We start from the raw sequence: 19,120 nt of genomic DNA on the forward strand, positions 1-19,120 counted from the left end.
TCCGGCGGGGTGCCGTCCGTCGACGCTGTCGGTGCACCGGCCTAGGGTGGCATGCCGTGACCCGCCTGCTGCTCCTCGACGGCCATTCCCTCGCGTACCGGGCGTTCTTCGCCCTGCCGGCGGAGAACTTCTCGACCTCGACGGGGCAGCACACCAACGCGGTGTACGGCTTTGTCTCGATGCTCATCAACGTCCTGCGGGACGAGGAGCCGACCCACGTCGGGGTCGCCTTCGACCGCTCCCGCCAGACGTTCCGGGCCGCGGAGTACGAGGAGTACAAGGCCGGCCGGTCGGCGACCCCGACGGAGTTCTCCGGCCAGCTGCCGCTGCTGCGCGAGGTGCTCGACGCCCTGCACATCCGCCACCTCGACGTCGAGGGGTACGAGGCCGACGACGTCATCGCGACGTGGGCGACGCAGGCCCGGACCGCGGGGATGGAGGTCCTCGTCTGCACCGGTGACCGGGACGCGCTCCAGCTCGTCGACGCGGGCACGACCGTGCTGTACCCGCGCAAGGGCGTCTCCGACCTCGCGCGGATGACGCCGGAGGCGGTCCTCGAGAAGTACGGCGTGCCGCCGGAGCGCTATCCCGACCTCGCCGCGCTCGTTGGGGAGTCGAGCGACAACCTCCCGGGGGTGCCCGGGGTCGGTCCGAAGACCGCGGCGAAGTGGATCACGGCCCACGGCGACCTCGCTGGCATCGTCGCCGCCGTCGACACGATCGGCGGCAAGGCCGGGCAGTCGCTGCGCGACCACCTCGACCAGGTGCTGCGCAACCGGCGCCTCAACGAGCTCGTCCGCGACCTCGACCTCGAGGTCGGGGTCGAGGACCTCGAGCGCCGACCGTGGGACCGGGAGGCCGTCCACACGCTCTTCGACGGCCTCGAGTTCCGGGTCCTGCGCGACCGCCTGTTCCAGACCTTCCCCGCCGAGGAGGATGAGGTGGCCGGCGGTGAGCTCGACGTCGACCCGGTGACGCTGACGGGTGACGCGGTCGGGGCGTGGCTCGCAGCGGCCGGGTCCGAGCCGGCCGCCCTCGACGTCGTCGGGACATGGGCGCTCGGCACCGGTGACGCGAGCACGATCGCGCTCGCCGACGGCGCGGGGCGCGCCGCCTGGGTCGACCTCACGGCACTCGATCCCGACGCCGAGACCGCGCTGACGGACTGGCTCGCCGACCCGGGGCGGCCGAAGGTTCTCCACGACGCCAAACCCGCACTGCAGCGGCTCGCGGCCCGCGGCATGGCGCTCGACGGGCTCGCGTGGGACACGGCCCTCGCGGCGTATCTCGTCAAGCCCGACCAGCGCTCGTACGACCTCGACGACCTGCTCGTCCGGCTCACCGGGCAGACCCTCCAGCCGAGGGTCGAGACGGGTCAGGGGATGCTCGCCCTCGACGATGACGTGGACGAGCAGGCCCGGGAGGCGGCCGCCCGCGCGGCCGCGACGGGCCTCGTGCGCGCCGCCCAGGTCACCCCGCTCGAGGAGGCCGGGGGGACGAGCCTGCTGCGGGACGTCGAGCTGCCGCTCGTGCCGGTGCTCGCGCGGATGGAGCGCACGGGCATCGCCGTGGACCTCGACGCGCTCACCGCGCTGGAGAAGGACTTCGCCGACAAGGTGGCCCAGGCCCAGCAGGACGCCTGGGACGCCAATGACGGGGAGGAGGTGAACCTCGGGTCGCCGAAGCAGCTCCAGGTCGTCCTCTTCGAGAAGAAGAACCTCCCGAAGACGCGGAAGACGAAGACCGGCTGGACGACCGACGCCGACGCCCTCACCGACCTCTACGCCAAGACCGAGGACCCCTTCCTCGAGGCGCTCCTGCGGCATCGGGACGCGACGCGGCTGCGGGTCACGGTCGAGGGGCTCATCAAGTCCGTCGGTGATGACGGGCGGATCCACACGACGTACCAGCAGACGATCGCTGCCACCGGCCGGCTGTCGTCGACCGAGCCGAACCTGCAGAACATCCCCATCCGCACCGAGGAGGGTCGGCGGATCCGAGAGGTCTTCGTCGTCGGCGCCGACGAGCAGGGGCCCATGGAGTGCCTCATGTCCGCCGACTACAGCCAGATCGAGATGCGGATCATGGCCCACCTCAGCGAGGACGCCGGGCTCATCGAGGCGTTCCGGACGGGGGAGGACCTGCACCGGTACGTCGGTGCGCGGGTCTTCGACGTCGCCCCCCAGGACGTGACGCCGGAGATGCGATCGAAGGTCAAGGCGATGAGCTACGGCCTCGCGTACGGCTTGTCCGCGTTCGGGCTGTCGAAGCAGCTGTCGATCAGCACCGGCGAGGCCCAGGCGCTCATGGACGACTACTTCGAGCGGTTCGGCGGGGTGCGGGACTACCTGGCCGACGTCGTCCAGGACGCGCGGGCCACGGGGTGGACGGAGACGATGCTCGGGCGGCGCCGCTACCTGCCCGACCTGGGGAGCAGCAACCGGCAGCGGCGAGAGATGGCCGAGCGGATGGCGCTCAACGCCCCGATCCAGGGGTCGGCGGCCGATGTCGTCAAGCTCGCGATGCTCCACACGGACGCCGCGCTGCGGGGCGAGGGGCTCCGCTCGCGCATCCTCCTCCAGGTCCACGACGAGCTGGTGCTCGAGGTCGCGCCGGGGGAGCGGGAGCGGGTCGAGGCCGTCGTCCGGGAGCGGATGGGCGGCGCCCTCGAGCTGAGGGTGCCGCTCGACGTGAGCGTCGGCGCCGGCCGCAGCTGGCACGACGCCGCGCACTGAGCCCGGTCAGGGCGCGACGACGACCCCGGCGAGGACCGCCCCCGGGGCCACCCGGGCGCCCTCGAGGACGAGGACACCCTCGAGGCGGGCTCCGGCCCCGACGGTCGCGCCCGCGAGCACGGACGTCCCACCCGTGAGGACCGCGTCGGGTGCGACCCGGGCGGCGTGGTGGCACCACGACTCCCGCACCGGGGTCGGCGCGGGCGTCGGCGGAAAGCCGAACCGGACGACGTCGGCCGACGTCGCCGCGAGCGCGGCGGGGGTGCCGACGTCGGCGAAGTAGGCGCTCTCGCGGTGGGCGACGACACCCCCGTCGGCGACGAGGGCGGGGTAGACGTCCCGCTCGAGCGAGACGACGCCCTCGACCGGGACACGCGCGACGGCACGACCGGAGAGGACCACGGTCCCGGCGTTGACCGTCCGGGCCGGTGGGTCCGGCGACTTCTCGAGGAACGCGGTGACCCGGTCGGCATCGGCGCCCCTGCCCCCGCGCACGACGACGCAGCCGTACGGACGGGCGTCATCCACCTCCCGGACGTGCACCACGGCCTGCGGGGCGTCCGGTGCGGCGAAGCGAGCCAGCTGGGTGCGCAGGTCGTGCCCCGTGACGAGGTCCCCGTTGACGACGACGACCCCCTCGTCGGCCTCCAGCTCCGGGCAGGCGTGCCGGAGGCCGCCGCCGGTGCCGCGCGGTTCACCCTCGTCGAGCGCGCGGACCGCGAGCCCCAGCTCGGCACGGGCCGTCTCGACGACCGCGTCGAAGTCGGCGGCCCGGTACGCCGCGGCGAGCGTGACGTCCGCGATCCCGGCCGCTGCCAGCCACCGCAGCTGGTGCAGGACGATCGGCTCGCCGGCCAGTGGCAGGAGCGGCTTCGGCGTCCGGTCGGTCAGCGACCCCATCCGGGTGCCCCGGCCGCCAGCGAGGATGACGGCGTGGCGACTGGCGCGCACCGGTCAGTCCCCCGCCGGGTCCCGGCCGGCCGCGAGCGCCTGGAGCTGGGGTGCCAGCCAGGACCACACGACGGGGGCGGACTGCGCCGTGAAGTGGTACGTGTCCCCGTAGAGCGGCTGACCGTTGATGGTGTCGCTGTAGCCGTCCCGGCACAGGAACGCGTGCTGATCGATGACCGTGACGTCGTTCTTCTCCGCCCAGGCGGCGACGGTGTCGTTGAGCCACCCGACGGCCCGCGGGTCGTTCGCGCGCTCGACCTCGTCGTTCCCGCCGAAGTCGGGGTGCTGGTGGCAGGCGAGGTTGACGATCGCGAACCGGCGGGCGCCGGCGTCCTTCGCCTGCTCGTGGGTCTCGTCGAGCCTCTCGCCCAGCCAGCTCGCGTACTCCTTCGTCGCGAACGAGACCCGGCGGTCCCCGTCGAGGTGGTCGCTGAGCATCGACTCGGCGAGCCAGAGCACGACGGCGCCCGGCTTGGCCTCGCGCATCCGGGTCGGCAGGTCCCTGTGCCACTGCGCGCAGGCCGGCGTCACCCGCTCCTCCTGGCCGTTGAGCAGCTTCGTCGCGTTCAGCGTGTCGCAGCCGACGTTGGTGCTCGCCGCCATCCACAGGTCGGGGTAGTCGCTGCCGGGGTACTTGTCGTACAGGCCCTCGGGCACGGAGTTGCCGACGAAGAAGGCCGTGACGGTCTCGGTGAGCGGGACGTACTCGGGGGCCGTGTACGTCAGCTCGCTGCCGGTCGGCTGCGCGGTGGCGCGACCCACGCGGGGCAGCGCGATCGACCACGCGACGAGCACGGGGACCGCCAGGCCCGCGACCACGGTCCCCACCCGCGGGAACCGGGGGACGAGCGCGCGTGGTCCCCTGCGGCGCACGGGGTTCTCCACGAAGCGGTAGGACAGGTAGGCCGCGGCAGCGGTGAGCAGGAGCTGGAGCGCGATGAGTGCGGCTGGGGGTGCGTCGAGCACCGACCGGTTGAGGAACACCATGATCGGCCAGTGCCAGAGGTAGAGGCCGTAGGACACGAGACCGACGCGGCGCAGCGGCTCCCACGCCAGGACCCGCTGCGCCGGCGAGGACGATCGGGATGCGGCAGCCACGAGCACGAGGGAGAGCGCGGCGCACAGCAGGAGCAGCCCGCCGCGGAACAACCACGCGTCCTGCTCGCCGGCGGTGACGAAGAGCAGCAGCGTCACGAGGAGGATGGGCAGGGCTGCCGGCCGCGCGACCCGGTCGATGCGCTGCCGGGCCATGGCCGGGAGCGAGCCGGGGCCGGGCGAGATGAGGGCTGCCATCGTCGATCCGGCGAGGAGCTCAAAGGCCCGGGTGTCGGTCCCGTAGTACACCCGGCTCGGGTCGCTCGTCGGGTCGTGCAGGAGGGCCATCCACGCGGCAGAGGCGAGGGTGAGGGTCCCGAGCGCGCCGGCGAGCGCGGTCCGCCGATGGCGCAGCCAGGCCAGGAGCGCGGTGACGAGCAGGGGGTAGAAGAGGTAGTACTGCTCCTCCACCGCGAGGGACCACATGTGCCGCAGGGGTGACGGCGCGAGGATCGACCCGAAGTACGCGTCGTCACCGAGGAGGAAGCGCCAGTTGGCGACGTAGAACAGGGCGGCGAGGACGTCGCCGCCGAGGGCTCCCCGGCGCTCGGGCATGGTGAGGACCATCCCGAGGGTGAGCACGGCCGTGAGGACGAGGAAGAGGGCGGGAAGCAGCCTCTTGGCCCGGGCGATCCAGAACCCCAGGAGGTTGATCGACCCCCATCGCCGGTGCTCGCTCAGCAGCAACGAGGTGATGAGGAAGCCCGAGATGACGAAGAAGACGTCGACCCCTAGCCACCCACCCGGTGCGAACCGGGCCAGGCCCTGCCGCTCGAGGGCGTGGTAGGCGATGACCGCGACGACCGCGATCGCCCGCAGCCCGTCGATGGCCGGGCGGTACGCGAGCGAGACATGGGCCGGGCGGCGCGGCCGTGGCTGTGCTGCCCGGCCACCGCCGGCTGGTCGGGGGGAGGTCATTCCGCTCCGTTCCTGTGGTCCTGAGTGACTCGTGGGTAGCATGCCACCCATGCCTGACGACCTCCCCGAGACGCGCACCCTTCTCAGCCTGCGACCCGGCAGCAAGGCCGCGCTCGTGCTCGGCGTCCTCCTCCTGCTGCTCGCCGTGTATTTCTACGCCACCCCGACCTACGTCCTGCAGAGCAAGGGCGGCATCTTCGTCTGCGGGTCGCCGATGAGCCCGAACGACGACGAGGTCGCGACGTCCACGTGCGAGATCCCCGAGCGGATCCAGCGCAACCGTGCGTTCCTGGCGGGCGCGAGCGGCCTGGCGACCATTGGCCTCGGCCTCGCGCTCTTCGGGGCCGACCGACGCCGGGAGGCCCGGCCGGTGTGGGACGAGAACGAGGACCCGCGTCCGTACGCCGTCCGGCGCGAGGGCCGCGACCCCCGCCGCGCGGGCGACGGGCGTCCTGCGCGCCGCGTCGCCCCCGATGACATCGACCGTGTCGACGAGCCCGCCCGCACCCGGCGTGGGGCGGTCGACGCGGAGCGCCGCACGAGTCGGCGTGCCGACGACGCCGTGGACGACGACTGGACGCTCGGCACCGATCGCTGATGGACATCAGCGCCTTCCTCGACGCGTCCGACGACCTGTTCACGGGAGACCCCGGCAGGACCGGCCCCCGGGACCCCGCTCATGCCGCGCTGTGCGAGCGCGTTGCCGGGATGACGACCGCCAACGAGGTCGCCGTCCTCAACCTCGCGGCGTCCCTGCTGCCCGAGGGTGAGTGCTATCTCGAGGTCGGCACCTTCCGCGGACGGTCGATCTGCGGCGCCGTCCGCGGGGTCGACGGTGGGCGCTACTACGCCATGGAGAACTTCGTCGAGTTCGGCATGCTCGGGCAGGAGGCCCGCGCCGAGCTGCTGCGCAACCTCGACGAGCACACCGGTCACGCCGACGTCACCCTCCTCGAGGGCGACGCCTTCACGCTGCTGACGCGGCCGGGAGTCGTCGACCGCCCGATCGGGGTGTACTTCTACGACGGGGAGCACACGACGCTCTCGCACTACGTGGCCCTCGGGGTCATCGAGCCGCTCCTGGCGGACGAGGCCCTCGTCCTCGTCGACGACGCCACCTGGCCCGTGGTCGAGCGGGCGCACCGGGCCTACCTCGCCCGGCATCCCGGGTGGAGCGTCGTCCGACGCTGGGATGCCCGGACCAACGACGACCCGCTGTGGGCCAACGGGCTGCACGCCCTGCGCTGGGTCCGGCCGGCGGGTGCCCGACGCGGGCTCGCGCCCGACGTGCGCGCGGCGCTCACGCTCCAACGCCGCGTGGTCGGCCCCGCCCGCGGTCTCGTGTGGCGGGCGGGGCACCGGTTCCCGGCGGTCGTCCCGCTGCTCAAGCGGATCAACCCGACCGGGGGCACGAGCGTGCGCTCGGACGACGAGGCCTGACCCTCACTCCCGTGCGTCCGCGGTGACGGCCTCGACGACCTCGGGGGAGCCCGGGGCCGGCACGGGCTCCCCGCGCGGGACGAGGACGGCTCCGACGAGGGCCACCGCGGCGGCGCTGAGTGCGGCCGCTCCGAGGACCTCCATGGGCGTGTCGTGCAGCCACAGGGTGACGAGCGCGACCTCCGCCGCGACCGCACCCCACGTGACGAGGCTCAGGGTGTGGCGGTCGCGTCCCATCTCGGCGAAGAGCCACACCTGGATCACGGCCCACAGGGTGCCGAGGGTGGCAGACCAGACGAGGAGGTCCTCGGCCCCGACGTAGGTCGGCCCGCCGGTGACGGACACGAGGAGGTGGGGGACGGCCGAGCAGATCCCGGCCACGGCGGCGCCCAGGGCGAGGACGAGCAGGCCGGCCCGGTGGAGGGTCCGGCGCCCGGCCCCCTCGCCGACCGCCGGGACGATGCTCAGCGCGACGAACTGCGTGCCCCAGAACACGAGGCGTCCGAAGAGGGCCGCCAGCGCGTAGTCGCCCGACTCCTGCCGGCTCAGGTGGTGGCGGGCGAGGACGACGTCGATGCTCGAGAGGGTGATGAGGGCCGCGAGCGTGAGGTTGCTGCGCATGAGTTCCCGCAGCACGGCGAACCGCTGGCCCGACGGGTCCGGCCGCCCGACGAGCCCACGGCACAGCCAGGCCCCCACGAGGCAGGTGACGCCCGCCGCGACGAACATCGCGGCGAAGACCTCCGCCAGACCGAGGTCGAGGACGACGGTCACGGCGGCGGCCGCGAGCCGGGTGGCCGCGGTCGTGAGGTAGAGGAGGGAGAGGGCACCGAGCCGCTCACGGCCCAGCAGCACGCCCTGGAAGGTGCCGGTGACCGTCATCGCCGGGACGAGGAGGCCCAGCCACACGGCCGCCCACACCGACGGCAGGTGCAGGCCCGCGGTGATGGCCGGGGCGAGCGCGATCGTCGCCGCCCCGATGAGCCCGCCGACGGAGGCCGCCGTCGTCAGGGCACCGTGGCCCGGGCCGGTCGCGCCCGCGCTGTGCCGGCGTGCGACGACGATCTGGAAGGCCCCGGCGGGGATGGACAGGATCACGCCGTAGGAGTTGAGTGCCGCGAAGCCGCCGTAGACCTCGGCCCGCAGCGTCGTGCTCAGGAGCATCATGAACGCGTAGCTCATGACGTTCGCCACACCCATGGCGATGCCCAGGAGCAGACCTGCGGTGAGGCGATGGCGATGGCCTCCGGCGCGCTCGCCCGTCATGCCGCGTCCTCCGTCCCTCCCGGCTCCCCGGCGGGGTGCCCGGTGCAGGTTACTCGGGCGTTAGGATCGGTGATCGCTCGTCCGCGCCCGGGCGAGGACGCCGACCCGCCCGCCACCCGACTGGAGATCCGATCGTGCGACCGCCGAGGACGCTCCGTCGCCCGGGTGGTGATGTCGTCCACCGGGTGACCGTGGCCCTCTCGGTCCTCCTCCTCGCGGCCGTCGTCTTCCTCAACGGTCTGGGCACCTTCAACACCGACATCAAGCCCGAGGTCTACCTCGCTCCCGACCGGATGCTCGCGCGGTACCTCAGTGCCTGGCTCGACTCGCCGTACCTCGGCTCGCCGAACTTCAACGTCGGTCTGGTGCCCGTGCTCGTGGTCACCGCCCTCCTGCGTGCCGTCGGGCTCGGGCCGGAGATGGCGTTCAAGGCGTATCACCTCGCCCTCTGGCTGATCGCCGCGTGGGGCGCATCGCGGCTGCTGCGCACCCTCATGCCTCGCGCCGGGCGGTGGGCCGGGTTCGTCGCCGGTGCGGCCTACCTCGCGAACCCCTATGCCGTCACGGCCGGGGCGACGCTGGCGATCGCGCTTCCTTTCGCCCTCCTGCCGTGGCTGCTCCTGTGCCTGGTGCGGGCGCTCCGCGCACCCTCGTCGTGGGCGTGGCCGGCCGCCTTCGGGCTCGTGTTCGCCGGGATGAGCGGCATGAACGTCGCGGTGGTCCCCGTGCTCCAGCTGCTGGCGGTCGTTCCCGTGGCGTGGATGATCCAGCGCGAGCAGGGGCACTCCCTGCGAACGGTCGTCCGGGTGGTGGCCCGGTGCGCACTCTTCGTCGTCGGCCTGTCGCTGTACTGGTTGCTCCCGGCCATCTCCGCGGTGACGACCGGGTCCCAGATCGTCGAGGGGAGCGAGACGCTCGACGGGATCGCGAAGGTGTCCTCCTTCGTCGAGGTCCTGCGCGGGCTCGGGATGTGGTCCCTCTACGGCCACTCGGACAGCGGCCCGTGGATCCCGCAGCACGCGGTCTACCTGACCAGCCCGATCGTCATCATCATCACGGTGCTGTGGCCGGTGCTCGCGCTGCTCGCGCTGCGCGTCGTCCCGGCGCGGCTGGCCCACCTCGTCGCGGCGACCGCCGGCATGGCCGCCGTCGTCATGGTCGGGCTCTTCCCCGGCGGGGCAGGCAGCTCGCCGTTCGGCCGGGCGCTCGCCCTGGGCTTCGCGCACATCGGCCCGATGCTGGCGTTCCGGACGACGAACAAGATCGGCGCCGTGCTCGTGCTCGCGTTCGCGCTCGCGCTGGGCGCCGCGGCCGTCCGGGTCCTGCCACGGATGATGCGCACCGCGGGCGTCGCGCCCGTCGCGCTGAGCGCCCTCCTCGTCCTCCTCGTCGGCTGGACGGCCCCTGCGCTCACCGGCGGCCTGTACATCTCCGAGCTCGACGTGCCGGACTACTGGCACGAGGCCGCCGAGGCGGTCGACGCGGGGGACCCCGCTGCGCGCGTCCTTCTTCTGCCCGGGCAGACGAGGTCGTCCTACCGGTGGTCGCAGGAGCGTCCCGACGACCTGCCCAACAGCCTCTTGGCGCGTGACGCGGTGATCCCGGAGACGACGCCGAACACCTCCCCCTGGGGCGGGAACTACCTCGCCGCGCTCGACGACACCCTTCAGAGCGGGTCCGCCTCGGACAGCGAGATCTCGACCTACGCGCGCTACCTCGGCGCCGACCAGGTCCTCCTGCGTCATGACATCGCGTGGGAGCCGGCCGGCGGGGCGCGGCCGGCGATCACCGCCGCCGCGCTCGCCGACGACCCGGGGCTCGTCGCCATCCGCAACTTCGGCCGGCCCGGCCAGAACACGCAGTCGCCGTCGAGCCCTCCGACCTCGAGCGAGGAGCTCCTGCTGCCGCCCGTGCAGCTGTACGGGGTCTCTCGTCCGCAGCGGGTCGTCCGCGCCCAGTCGGCCGCGGGATCGGTGGTCGTGTCCGGCGACGGCTGGGCCCTCGCTCCGATGGCCCGCGCGGGAATGCTCGAGGACTCGCCCGCCTTCCGGTACGCGGCCGACCTCACATCGGACCAGCTCGCCGCGAGCCTGGGGCCGCGGTCGCGCATGGTCCTCACGGACACCAACCAACGCCGGGCGGCGATCACCAACCGCCTCACCGCGAACGAAGGGGCCGCCCTCGCCGAGGACGAGGAGCTCGGGGTGACCCGGACCCTCGGGACGAACCCCGACGACCAGACCGTCCTGGAGCGCCGCGGGGTCCGGGTGCGCGCGAGCGACCAGGGCGGGGCCTTCTTCGACACGCCCTACGGCGTCCCCGAGAACGTGATGGACGGTGATCCGGCCACCTCCTGGCTGTTCGGGGACTTCGGCCGGGCCGTCGGGCAGGAGCTGACGATCGACCTGCCGACCGCGCGCAGGGTGGACGCGCTCCGCCTCACCCAGGCGCAGGTGGGTGCGGTGACGATCGACGAGGTGCGCGTCCGGGCGGGGTCGGTCGAGCGGACCGTCCGGCTCCGGAGCACGCCGACGACGGTCGACCTCGGCGGTGTCTCCACCGACCGCATCACGGTTCAGGTCGTGTCCACCGCGGGGGAGGGGTTCAACCTCGTCGGGCTCTCCGAGGTCGAGGTCCGACCCCGCGGCGCGACGACCGCCGGGCGCCAGGCGGACCGGGCCGAGCGCACCCTCCGCGCCCCGCTCACGCTCGATCAGCGGTACGGCGATCTCGGCGCGAGCGATCGGCAGCGATTCGCCCAGACCCCGCTCGACGTCCTGCTCACCCGCGTGCGGAACACGGCCGACCCGGGCGACGACACCGAGACGACGCTGCGCCGGTCGTTCCGGCTGCCCGACGACCGGCGGTTCCGCGCGGCGGCGGACGTCCGCGTCGTCGGCGACGTCGAGGGCGTCCAGGACCAGCTCGCCGGCTACGACCGGACCTTCCGGGTGCGCTCGAGCCGGGTCTGGTTCGACGACAACGACGCCCGGGCGTCCCAGGCCGCTGACGGCTCGTCCCGGACCGCCTGGGTCCCTGGCGGCACCATGCGCGGTGCGTGGTGGGAGATGACCGGACCACGGCGGCCCATCGAGAAGATCGTCGTCGAGCAGCGCCCCGGCTACGGGTCGGCGCGGGTGGGGACCCTGCGGGCCGCGCGCCTGACCGTCCACGTCGACGGCACGCGCGTCGCGTCGGTCGAGTCCGGCCTCGGGCGCACCGCGATCCCCATCCCGGCCAAGGACGGCCGGCCGCTGCGCGGTCGCACCGTCCGGGTCGTCATCGATGCGGTCGCCGGCGACGAGGAGACCTCCGTCCCCGCGCGCTTCGTCACCATCGACACCGGTGTCACCGTCCGGCGGGTGCGACCGCAGGCCAGCAGCTGTGTCACCGTCGCCCGGATCGACGGCGGGCCTCTGCGGATGCGCCCCGAGCAGGGGGAGGTTGCGCGCGCGACGCAGCCGGGGACCCGGTGGCGGGCGTGCCGCCCGCTCGCGCTCGACTCGGGCGATCACGACGTCGAGCCCGTCGACGGCCTCGTCCTCGACGGCCTCGACCTGCGAGACACGATCGGCACCACCGAGGTGGCACCCGCTCCTCCGCCGACCGTGCGCACGACAGACGGATTCGCCTCGAGCAAGCGCATCGACGTCGGGCGGGCCAGCGGTCCCTACGTCCTGTCGATCGGGCAGGGGTACGACCCCCGCTGGCGCGCGACCGCGAACGGCAAGGACCTCGGTACCCCCGTCGTCGTCAACGGGTACGCGACGGGCTGGCTCGTCGAGGACACCGACGCGCAGCAGATCGTCGTGCGGTACGCGCCGCAGGACCGGGCGAACGTCGCGATGATCGCGAGCCTGCTCGTCATGCTCGCCGCCCTCGTCCTCGTCCTCCACGCCGCCGGTCGACGGCACGGAACGTGGACGCGTCTGCGTGCGTGGTGGCGCGAGCAGCGGGCCGGGCTGCGCCCCGCGGAGGACGAGGAGGACGTCACACCGGAGGACGTCGCGCCGCTCGTGGAGCCGGCCGCTCCCGTCGTGACTGCGCCGGCGTCGGTGTCCGGCGTGGCCGTATCGGGGGCGACCAGGGCCGGGGCGACCGGGGCCGAGCAGGACCCGGTCGAGGTGCGCGTCAGCCCGTTCCCCGGCCTGCCGCGGCCGGTCCTCGAGGTGCTCGTCCTCGCGGTGAGCGGGATCGCTGCGGGCTGGGCCGGCCTGGCGGCCGCCGCCCTGGCCGTCCTGCTCCTGCGGACCGGCAGGGTCGGCCCGCGCCGCCTCGTCGATCTCGGCGCGCTCCTCGTCCTGCTCGCGGGCGTCGCCTACGTCGTCGTCCACCGCTCCACGATCAACGACGTGAGCGCCGACCTGATCTCGCAGAACCTGTGGCCCCACCGGATCGCCGGCGCCGGCCTCGTCCTCGCCGTCATCGGCGGCCTCCTGCGCGGTGGCCCCCTCGACGGAGGCCCGGTCCCCGCCGGGCCGTCCGGACCCCGATCCCCACGTCCGCGCCGGAGTTGGCGCCCTGCCCTCCGACGTATCCCCCGAGAGGACCCGCGATGAGCACCGCGCTGCCCGTGATCAGCGTCATCGTCCCGACCCGCAACAACGTCCGGACGATCGAGGCGTGCCTGGCCTCCGTCCGCGCCCAGACCCACGAGGCGGTCGAGCTCGTCGTCGTCGACAACCACTCGGACGACGGGACGCCGGAGATCGCCCGCCGGTTCGCCGACACCGTGCTCACCGCCGGCCCCGAGCGTTCGGCGCAGCGGAACGCGGGGATCGAGGCGGCGACGGGGGAGTGGGTCGTCTGGCTCGACAGCGACATGATCCTCCCGCCGACGACGCTCGCGGTCGCTCTCGCCACCGCGATCGAGGAGGACGCCGTCGGTGTCGCCCTCCCCGAGCGCACCATCGGCGACGGCTTCTGGACGGCGTGCCGGGCCCTCGAGCGCTCCTGCTACCTCGACGACCCGTGGCTGCACAACCCGCGCCTGGTCCGGCGCGCCTACCTCGTCGACGGCGGCGGTTTCCACCTGGCGATGTCCGGGCCGGAGGACGCCGACCTGCGGCTGCGGATGCACGCCGACGGCTCCCGCATCGCGCTCGCCCCGATCCTCGTCGACCACGACGAGGGGCGGCTGACCGTGGCCGACGTCCTGCGCAAGCGCTACTACTACGGCCGGTCCATCCCGGCGTTCGCCGAGCGTCACGACGGCGCCGTCGCCGCACAGGGGAAGGCCGTCCTGGCCTCGTACGTCCGCAACCGCGGGACGCTCCTGCGCGACCCCCTCCACGCGGTCGGGATGGTCGCCCTGCGCGGCCTCGAGGCGGCCGGGTACGCCCTCGGTGCCCGGCGGGGCCGCCGGGACGCGCGGAGGACGGGCGCCTGATGGAGCCCGATGCCCGGCCGACCCTCGGTGCCCCCACCGCGCCGCGGCGGATGCTGTGGGTCTCGCTGCCCGACCAGCGACCGCGCCGCGAGCTGTACTGGATGTCCCGGATGCCCGACACCCGGGTGCGTGCGCTCGCGCGGCAGGAGCCCGTCGGAGACATCGACTGGGTGCCGAGCACGTACGTCCGGCCGATCCGGCGGTTCGTCGAGGCCGGCGCGCTCGCCTGGGTGCGCGGCCTCGACGAGCAGGACCCTGCGGACCACGACTGGGTGACCTCGCTCGAGCTGTGCTCGCTCGTCACCGGCCAGGCCTCCCGCTGGCGGGCTCGCGCGCGCCGCCGGGGGACCGCTGTCCGGCAGGCGGTCATCACGTGGGAGAACCTGCCCGACCAGCCGCTGTACCGGGTGCCGCCGTACCGGCAGGCCCTCGAGTCCTGCCGCGACGCCGACCTTCTTCTGTGCATGGTCGACGCCGCCCGCGACCACCTCCTGGCCAACGGTTTCGACGACGAGCGGATCCGGGTCGTCAAGCCGGGGATCGACGTCGACGTCTTCACTCCCGCCCAGACACCCGTGCAGGAGCCGGTCGTCGCGTTCGTCTCGCCGCTCGCGCCGAACAAGGGCATCGACCGGGTCATGGACGCGATGCGGATCGTCCGCCGTCACCAGCCGGACGCGCGCTTGGTCGTCGCCGGCCGCGGCCCGATGCTCGAGGACGTCCTGCGCGAGCAGGAGCGCACGGGCGGCGCCGTCCGGCACGCCGGCTCGCTCGACGCCCACGGGGTCGCCGACCTGCTCCGGTCCGCCGCCGTGTTCACCACCGCCCCGCGGCCGACGTGGAAGTGGACCGAGCAGCTGGGTCTGGCCTACCTCGAGGCGCTCGCGTGCGGGCTGCCGATCACGTCGGTGCGGTGCGGGACGAACGACGAGGCCGTCCACGCCCCGAACCTCCTCGTCGACGACGACGCCGAGGCGCTGGCCGACGGCCTGCTGCGCTGGCTGCGCGACCCCGCCGGCCGGGCCGAGGTGGGAGCGCTCAACCGCGCCCGTGCCGTCGCCGAGCACGACGTCGACACCCAGTGCGCGGCGATGGGCGCGGCCTTCGCCGACATCGAGCGGCGCTGACGTGCCGGGGGCGCGCTGGCGGGGCACGCTCGGTGCGGTCGTCGGCCTCGTCCTCGGTGTCCTCGTCCTCGGTCCGGCGCTGGCGCCGGGGTACCTCCTGCGCTACGACTTGGTCCACGTCCCACGGCTGCCGATCGGCGACCGGGTGCTCGGCATCGACGGGTCCGTCCCGCGTGCCGTCCCGAACGACCTCGTCGTCGCGCTGCTCTCCACCGTCGTCCCGGGCTGGGCCGTCCAGAAGGCGTGGCTGCTGGGCTCGCTCGTCCTCGGCGCGGCCGGGGCCGCGCGGCTGCTGCCGAGCCGGACCGGGGCGCTGGCTGCCGCCGTCGCCTTCACGTGGAACCCGTGGGTGGGCGAGCGGATCGGGATCGGTCACTGGGGCTTCCTGCTCGGGTACGCGACCCTGCCGTGGGTCGCCGCCGCGGCGCTGCGGACCGCGCGGGGCGAGACGGGGGCCCGCGCGGCGCTGCTGGTCTGGCTCGTCGTCGCCTCCCTCGGGGGGTCGACGGCCGGTCTCCTGTCGGCCGGCCCGGCCGTCCTCGTGCTCGTCGTCGGTGAGGGCGGCCGCGCTCTCCGCTCGCGCGCCGTCGACGTCGGACTCGTCCTGACCACCGGGATCGGCTCGGCGGCCGTGTGGTGGTGGCCCTTCCTGCTCGCCGTCCCTTCGGTCGCCGACCCGGCCGGCGTGCGCGTCTTCGCGCTGACCTCCGACACCGTCCTCGGACCGGCCGGTTCCGCGCTGCTGGGCGGCGGTATCTGGAACGACGCGGTCGTCCTCGCCGACCGCCGCTCGTGGATCGTCGCGGTCGTCGCGCTCCTGGCGGTCCTCGGGGCGCTCGGCGCGGCCGCGAGGTGGCCGGGCCCGCTCCGTGCGCGGTCCTGGCTCGGGGTCGTCGCGGCCGGGCTGCTCGGGCTCGTCGTCGCACTCGTGACCCATCTGCCGGGCGGCGTGGACGCCCTCACGTGGATCGTCACCCATGTGCCCGGAGGTGGCCTGCTGCGCGACGGCCAGAAGTTCCTCGCGTGGTGGGTGCTCGTCCTCGCGCTCGCCGCGGGCCGGGCCGCAGAGGTGGCGCGGGGCCTGCCCACCGCTCGGCACGCCGCCCGACCGATGGTGCTCGGCGTCGTCGTGGCGGCACTGCCCGTGGTGACGCTGCCCTCGCTCGGGTGGGGGCACCTGGGGGCGTGGCGCGCGCATCCTTACCCGCCCGAGGTCACCCGGACTGCGGCCTCCCTCTCCGCAGCCCCGCCCGGGGCCGTGGCCGTGCTTCCGTGGCAGACCTACCGCCGCTATCGGTGGAACGATGGGACTGTCGTCCTCGACCCGTGGAACCGCCTCGTCGACCGTGAGGTGATCTCGAGCGACGGGCTGCCCGTCGACGGGGTCGTCGTCGCCGGCGAGGACGCCCGCGCGGCCGCGATCGGCAGGGCGCTGCAGAACGGTGAGGGGATCGACGCCATGCGAGCCGCCGGGGTGCGGTGGGTCCTCGTCCAGGAGGACCAGCCAGCACCGGTCGGCACGACGCCCGACCGGCGGGAGCTCGACGCCCTCCCGGTCGTCCACCGCGCGGGGCCATTCGCCGTCCACGACCTGGGCGAGCCGGCGCAGATTCGCGAGGGCCGCTGGCCGGAGCGATTGTTCGGCCTGGGAGTGAGTCTCGTCACGGCTCTTGCCGTCCTGGGTTACCGGCTGGGAACATGGGCGTGGCATACGGTCCGTTCCCGCCCCCGACGGGGTACGATCCCCGGGAGCCCACCAGGAGGAGCAGGAACATGAACGACGAGCGCACCCAGAAGATCGCCTTCAACGTCGCCGGCACGATCATCGGCGCGCTGCTGGCGGGCCTGGCGATCTTCGGCATCGTGGCGAGCCAGCAGACCGACAGCCCGCAGAAGTACACCGAGACGATCAACTACAACAGCTGATCCTCGACCTGACGTCGCGAGGGCCGGAACCCACGGGGTTCCGGCCCTCGGCGTGTCCGCACCGGGATCGCCTCAGCCGGCCGCGAGCTGTCCGGCGGGCAGGGCTCGGGTCGCCTCGGGGTCGGTGAGGGCGTCGAGGTCGAGCTGGTCCTCGGCGGGGCGCGGGCCGGCTCCCGTGACGGACAGCAGCGTCTGCTCCAGCCTCCGCCCCGAGATCCGCCAGTCGAACGTCGAGGCGTAGCGCCGGGCGTTCTCCCCGAGGACGGATCGGAGGTGGGCGTCGTCGACGAGCCGGAGGACCTGCTCCTCGAACGCCGTCTGGCCGTCGGCGGACAGCAGGCCCGTCCGTCCGTCGACGATCGACTCGCTCGGGCCTCCCGCGCTCGCGAAGGCCACCGCCGGGGTCCCGTGCAGGCCGCCCTCGACGATCGACAGGCACCAGCCCTCCTTGTGGGAGGGCACGACGACGACCCACGACTGCGCGAGCAGCCGGTGCTTCGTCGGCTCGTCGACGAAGCCGTGCATGATCACCCGGTCGGCGACGCCGCGGTGCTCGGCGTGCGCCCGCACCTGCTCGCCCCACTGGCCGCCCCCGACGACGTGGAGGACGAGGTCGGGGTGGGTGCCGGCGCGGTCGGCGAGCAGGTCGACCGCCGACTCGACGTGCTTGTGGGGGACGAGCCGACCGACGCAGATCAGCGTCGGGTGGGGCGTCCGGGGAAGCGTCGCGTAGCCGGCGAGGTCCTCGGGGTGGTCGTTGCCGGAGTAGACGAGGTCCACCCGCGCCGGGTCGATACCGATGTCCTCCATCTCGGCGCGGGTCGCCCGGGAGACGGTGACGTACCGAGCGCGGCGGTACACCCAGGGGGCGAGCCGCGACTCGAGCCACCACCCGAGGCGCGCCATCCCGGGTCCGAAGAAGGAGTCCCACTGCCCGTGGTGGACGTGGTGGACGATGTTGACCACGGGCAGGCGGGTGACGAGCGGGCTCCAGAAGGGAACCCCGTTCTGCACGTCGACGACGACGTCGTACCGCCGCGGGTGCAGCAGCAGGTGGAGCATCCCCGCGAGGTAGACCGAGAACCGTCCGCCGCGGCGGAGGATGCGTACGTCGCCGTGGCGGTCCCGGCGTCGGGCACCGGGGAAGCGTGCCGTGAAGAGGGTGACGTCGTGGCCGAGCTCGGTGAGGACCTCGCAGGTGCGCTCGGTGAACGTCTCGGCGCCCCCGGCCTCCGGGTTCTCCCTGTCGCGCCACGAGAGGTAGAGGACGCGCAGCCTCGTCGGGCGCGCCCTGGCGTCGTGGACCACGTCGACCACGGATGTCCTCCTCGGTTGCCCGCGGGTCGGTGCGCTCGCGGGTGCCCGTAGGGTAACCCCGTGGGTTACCCCGGGGTAGGAGCTGGTCGACGCGCGCGCGCCTGCGAGGTGTGCGGGGCATCCATGCGCCCTCGGCCGATCGGCGGCGGGACCCTCGACGAGTGCCCCCGGTGCGGGCACCTCTTCCGCGACCTGGCCAGCTGCCCGGCGCGCCACCGCGACCTCGCGTACGGCGGGGATGCCGCGCTGGACCGGGTCCGCCTCGCCCTCACCCACCGCCAGATCCGTCGCGGGTACGGCGCTCCCGGACCGGCGTCGGTCTTCGAGATCGGGTTCGGGGCGGGAGCGCTGCTGCGCCGCTTCCTCGACGACGGTGCGGCGGTTGCCGGGTGCGACCCCGACCAGCTGGGGATCGATGTCGACCCGGTGGTCCGCGACCGGGGTCACCTCGTCGCGGGCAGGATCGAGTCCCTGCCCCGGACGGAGGGTGAGCACGACCTCGTCTACGGGGTCCACGTCCTCGAGCACGTCGACGACGTCGGGACGACGCTGGCCGCCGCACGCGGGCTGCTGCGGCCGGGCGGGCAGGTCCAGATGCTCACGCCGGCCGGCGACTCCGACGGGCTCCGGTTCCACGGCGAGTCCTGGTGGATGCTCGAGGACCCGACCCACGTCCGCTTCTTCTCCGAGCACTCCCTGCGGCGGGCCGCGGAGGCCGCCGGCCTCGTCGACATCGAGATCCGCCGGCCGGTGCTCGACAGCCTGAGCGCCGACGCCGCGAGCCTCGTGCGACGGGTCCGCCCGGCGCCGAGACCCGGGGGTGTCCTGGGCTCGCGCCCCGCGCTCGCACTTGCGGCAGCGAGCGCCCCCGCCGTCGCGCTCGCCCGGACCGTCCGCCCTGGCCTGCGCACGACCCTCCACCTGCTCGCGCGGGCCCCGCAGGGACGGTGAGCGCG

Annotated in this window: 13 protein-coding genes; 9 read left to right on the forward strand and 4 right to left on the reverse strand. The window is 74.0% G+C overall.

What is annotated here, in order from left to right:
- Window positions 1-56 precede the first annotated feature (56 nt).
- On the forward strand, window positions 57-2,735 hold the full coding sequence (gene polA, locus DAA34_RS08600) for a DNA polymerase I (RefSeq protein ID WP_106818511.1): 2,679 nt from the start codon (window positions 57-59) through the stop codon (window positions 2,733-2,735).
- 6 nt (window positions 2,736-2,741) lie between these two features.
- On the opposite strand, the gene DAA34_RS08605 is transcribed toward polA, so the two are convergent.
- Window positions 2,742-3,686, reverse strand: a complete 945-nt coding sequence (locus DAA34_RS08605) for a nucleotidyltransferase family protein (protein WP_106818513.1) — start codon at window positions 3,684-3,686, stop codon at window positions 2,742-2,744.
- A 3-nt stretch (window positions 3,687-3,689) separates the two neighbouring features.
- Window positions 3,690-5,699: an acyltransferase family protein gene (locus tag DAA34_RS08610; protein WP_158707684.1), complete on the reverse strand. Its 2,010-nt coding sequence runs from the start codon at window positions 5,697-5,699 to the stop codon at window positions 3,690-3,692.
- 49 nt (window positions 5,700-5,748) lie between these two features.
- Between DAA34_RS08610 and DAA34_RS08615 the strand changes: the two genes are divergently transcribed.
- A complete protein-coding gene (locus DAA34_RS08615; RefSeq protein WP_106818517.1) occupies window positions 5,749-6,297 on the forward strand; it encodes a hypothetical protein in 549 nt (182 codons plus the stop codon).
- Window positions 6,297-7,139: a class I SAM-dependent methyltransferase gene (locus tag DAA34_RS08620; RefSeq protein WP_106818519.1), complete on the forward strand. Its 843-nt coding sequence runs from the start codon at window positions 6,297-6,299 to the stop codon at window positions 7,137-7,139. The genes DAA34_RS08615 and DAA34_RS08620 overlap by 1 nt, the downstream gene beginning before the upstream one ends.
- Window positions 7,140-7,142: 3 nt before the next feature.
- On the opposite strand, the gene DAA34_RS08625 is transcribed toward DAA34_RS08620, so the two are convergent.
- A complete protein-coding gene (locus DAA34_RS08625; protein ID WP_106818521.1) occupies window positions 7,143-8,405 on the reverse strand; it encodes an MATE family efflux transporter in 1,263 nt (420 codons plus the stop codon).
- Between the two features lie 185 nt (window positions 8,406-8,590).
- Here DAA34_RS08625 and DAA34_RS08630 point away from each other — a divergent pair, with 185 nt between their 5' ends.
- The 5 genes from DAA34_RS08630 to DAA34_RS12145 are packed head-to-tail and all read left to right on the forward strand — an operon-like array spanning window position 8,591 to window position 16,847.
- Window positions 8,591-12,964, forward strand: a complete 4,374-nt coding sequence (locus DAA34_RS08630; RefSeq protein WP_158707685.1) for an alpha-(1->3)-arabinofuranosyltransferase domain-containing protein — start codon at window positions 8,591-8,593, stop codon at window positions 12,962-12,964.
- Entirely contained in the window at window positions 12,961-13,794 is an 834-nt protein-coding gene (locus tag DAA34_RS08635) for a glycosyltransferase family 2 protein (protein ID WP_106818525.1), read from the forward strand. Before DAA34_RS08630 ends, DAA34_RS08635 begins: the two co-directional genes overlap by 4 nt.
- Window positions 13,794-14,921 carry a glycosyltransferase family 4 protein gene (locus DAA34_RS08640; RefSeq protein ID WP_234354175.1) on the forward strand — a complete coding sequence of 376 codons (1,128 nt, stop codon included), beginning with the start codon at window positions 13,794-13,796 and terminating at the stop codon, window positions 14,919-14,921. The genes DAA34_RS08635 and DAA34_RS08640 overlap by 1 nt, the downstream gene beginning before the upstream one ends.
- Window position 14,922: 1 nt before the next feature.
- Window positions 14,923-16,698, forward strand: coding sequence for a hypothetical protein (locus tag DAA34_RS08645; protein WP_106818527.1), 1,776 nt, complete (start codon window positions 14,923-14,925; stop codon window positions 16,696-16,698).
- Window positions 16,695-16,847, forward strand: coding sequence for a hypothetical protein (locus tag DAA34_RS12145; protein ID WP_158707686.1), 153 nt, complete (start codon window positions 16,695-16,697; stop codon window positions 16,845-16,847). The genes DAA34_RS08645 and DAA34_RS12145 overlap by 4 nt, the downstream gene beginning before the upstream one ends.
- A gap of 72 nt (window positions 16,848-16,919) precedes the next feature.
- On the opposite strand, the gene DAA34_RS08650 is transcribed toward DAA34_RS12145, so the two are convergent.
- Window positions 16,920-18,164: a glycosyltransferase family 4 protein gene (locus tag DAA34_RS08650; protein ID WP_234354176.1), complete on the reverse strand. Its 1,245-nt coding sequence runs from the start codon at window positions 18,162-18,164 to the stop codon at window positions 16,920-16,922.
- Between the two features lie 123 nt (window positions 18,165-18,287).
- Between DAA34_RS08650 and DAA34_RS08655 the strand changes: the two genes are divergently transcribed.
- Window positions 18,288-19,115 (forward strand): class I SAM-dependent methyltransferase, encoded by an 828-nt coding sequence (locus DAA34_RS08655; RefSeq protein ID WP_106818529.1) that lies wholly within the window; start codon window positions 18,288-18,290, stop codon window positions 19,113-19,115.
- The last annotated feature ends 5 nt before the right edge of the window (window positions 19,116-19,120 follow it).

The sequence above is a fragment of the Janibacter massiliensis genome, from assembly GCF_900289115.1.
Lineage (GTDB): Bacteria > Actinomycetota > Actinomycetes > Actinomycetales > Dermatophilaceae > Janibacter_A > Janibacter_A massiliensis.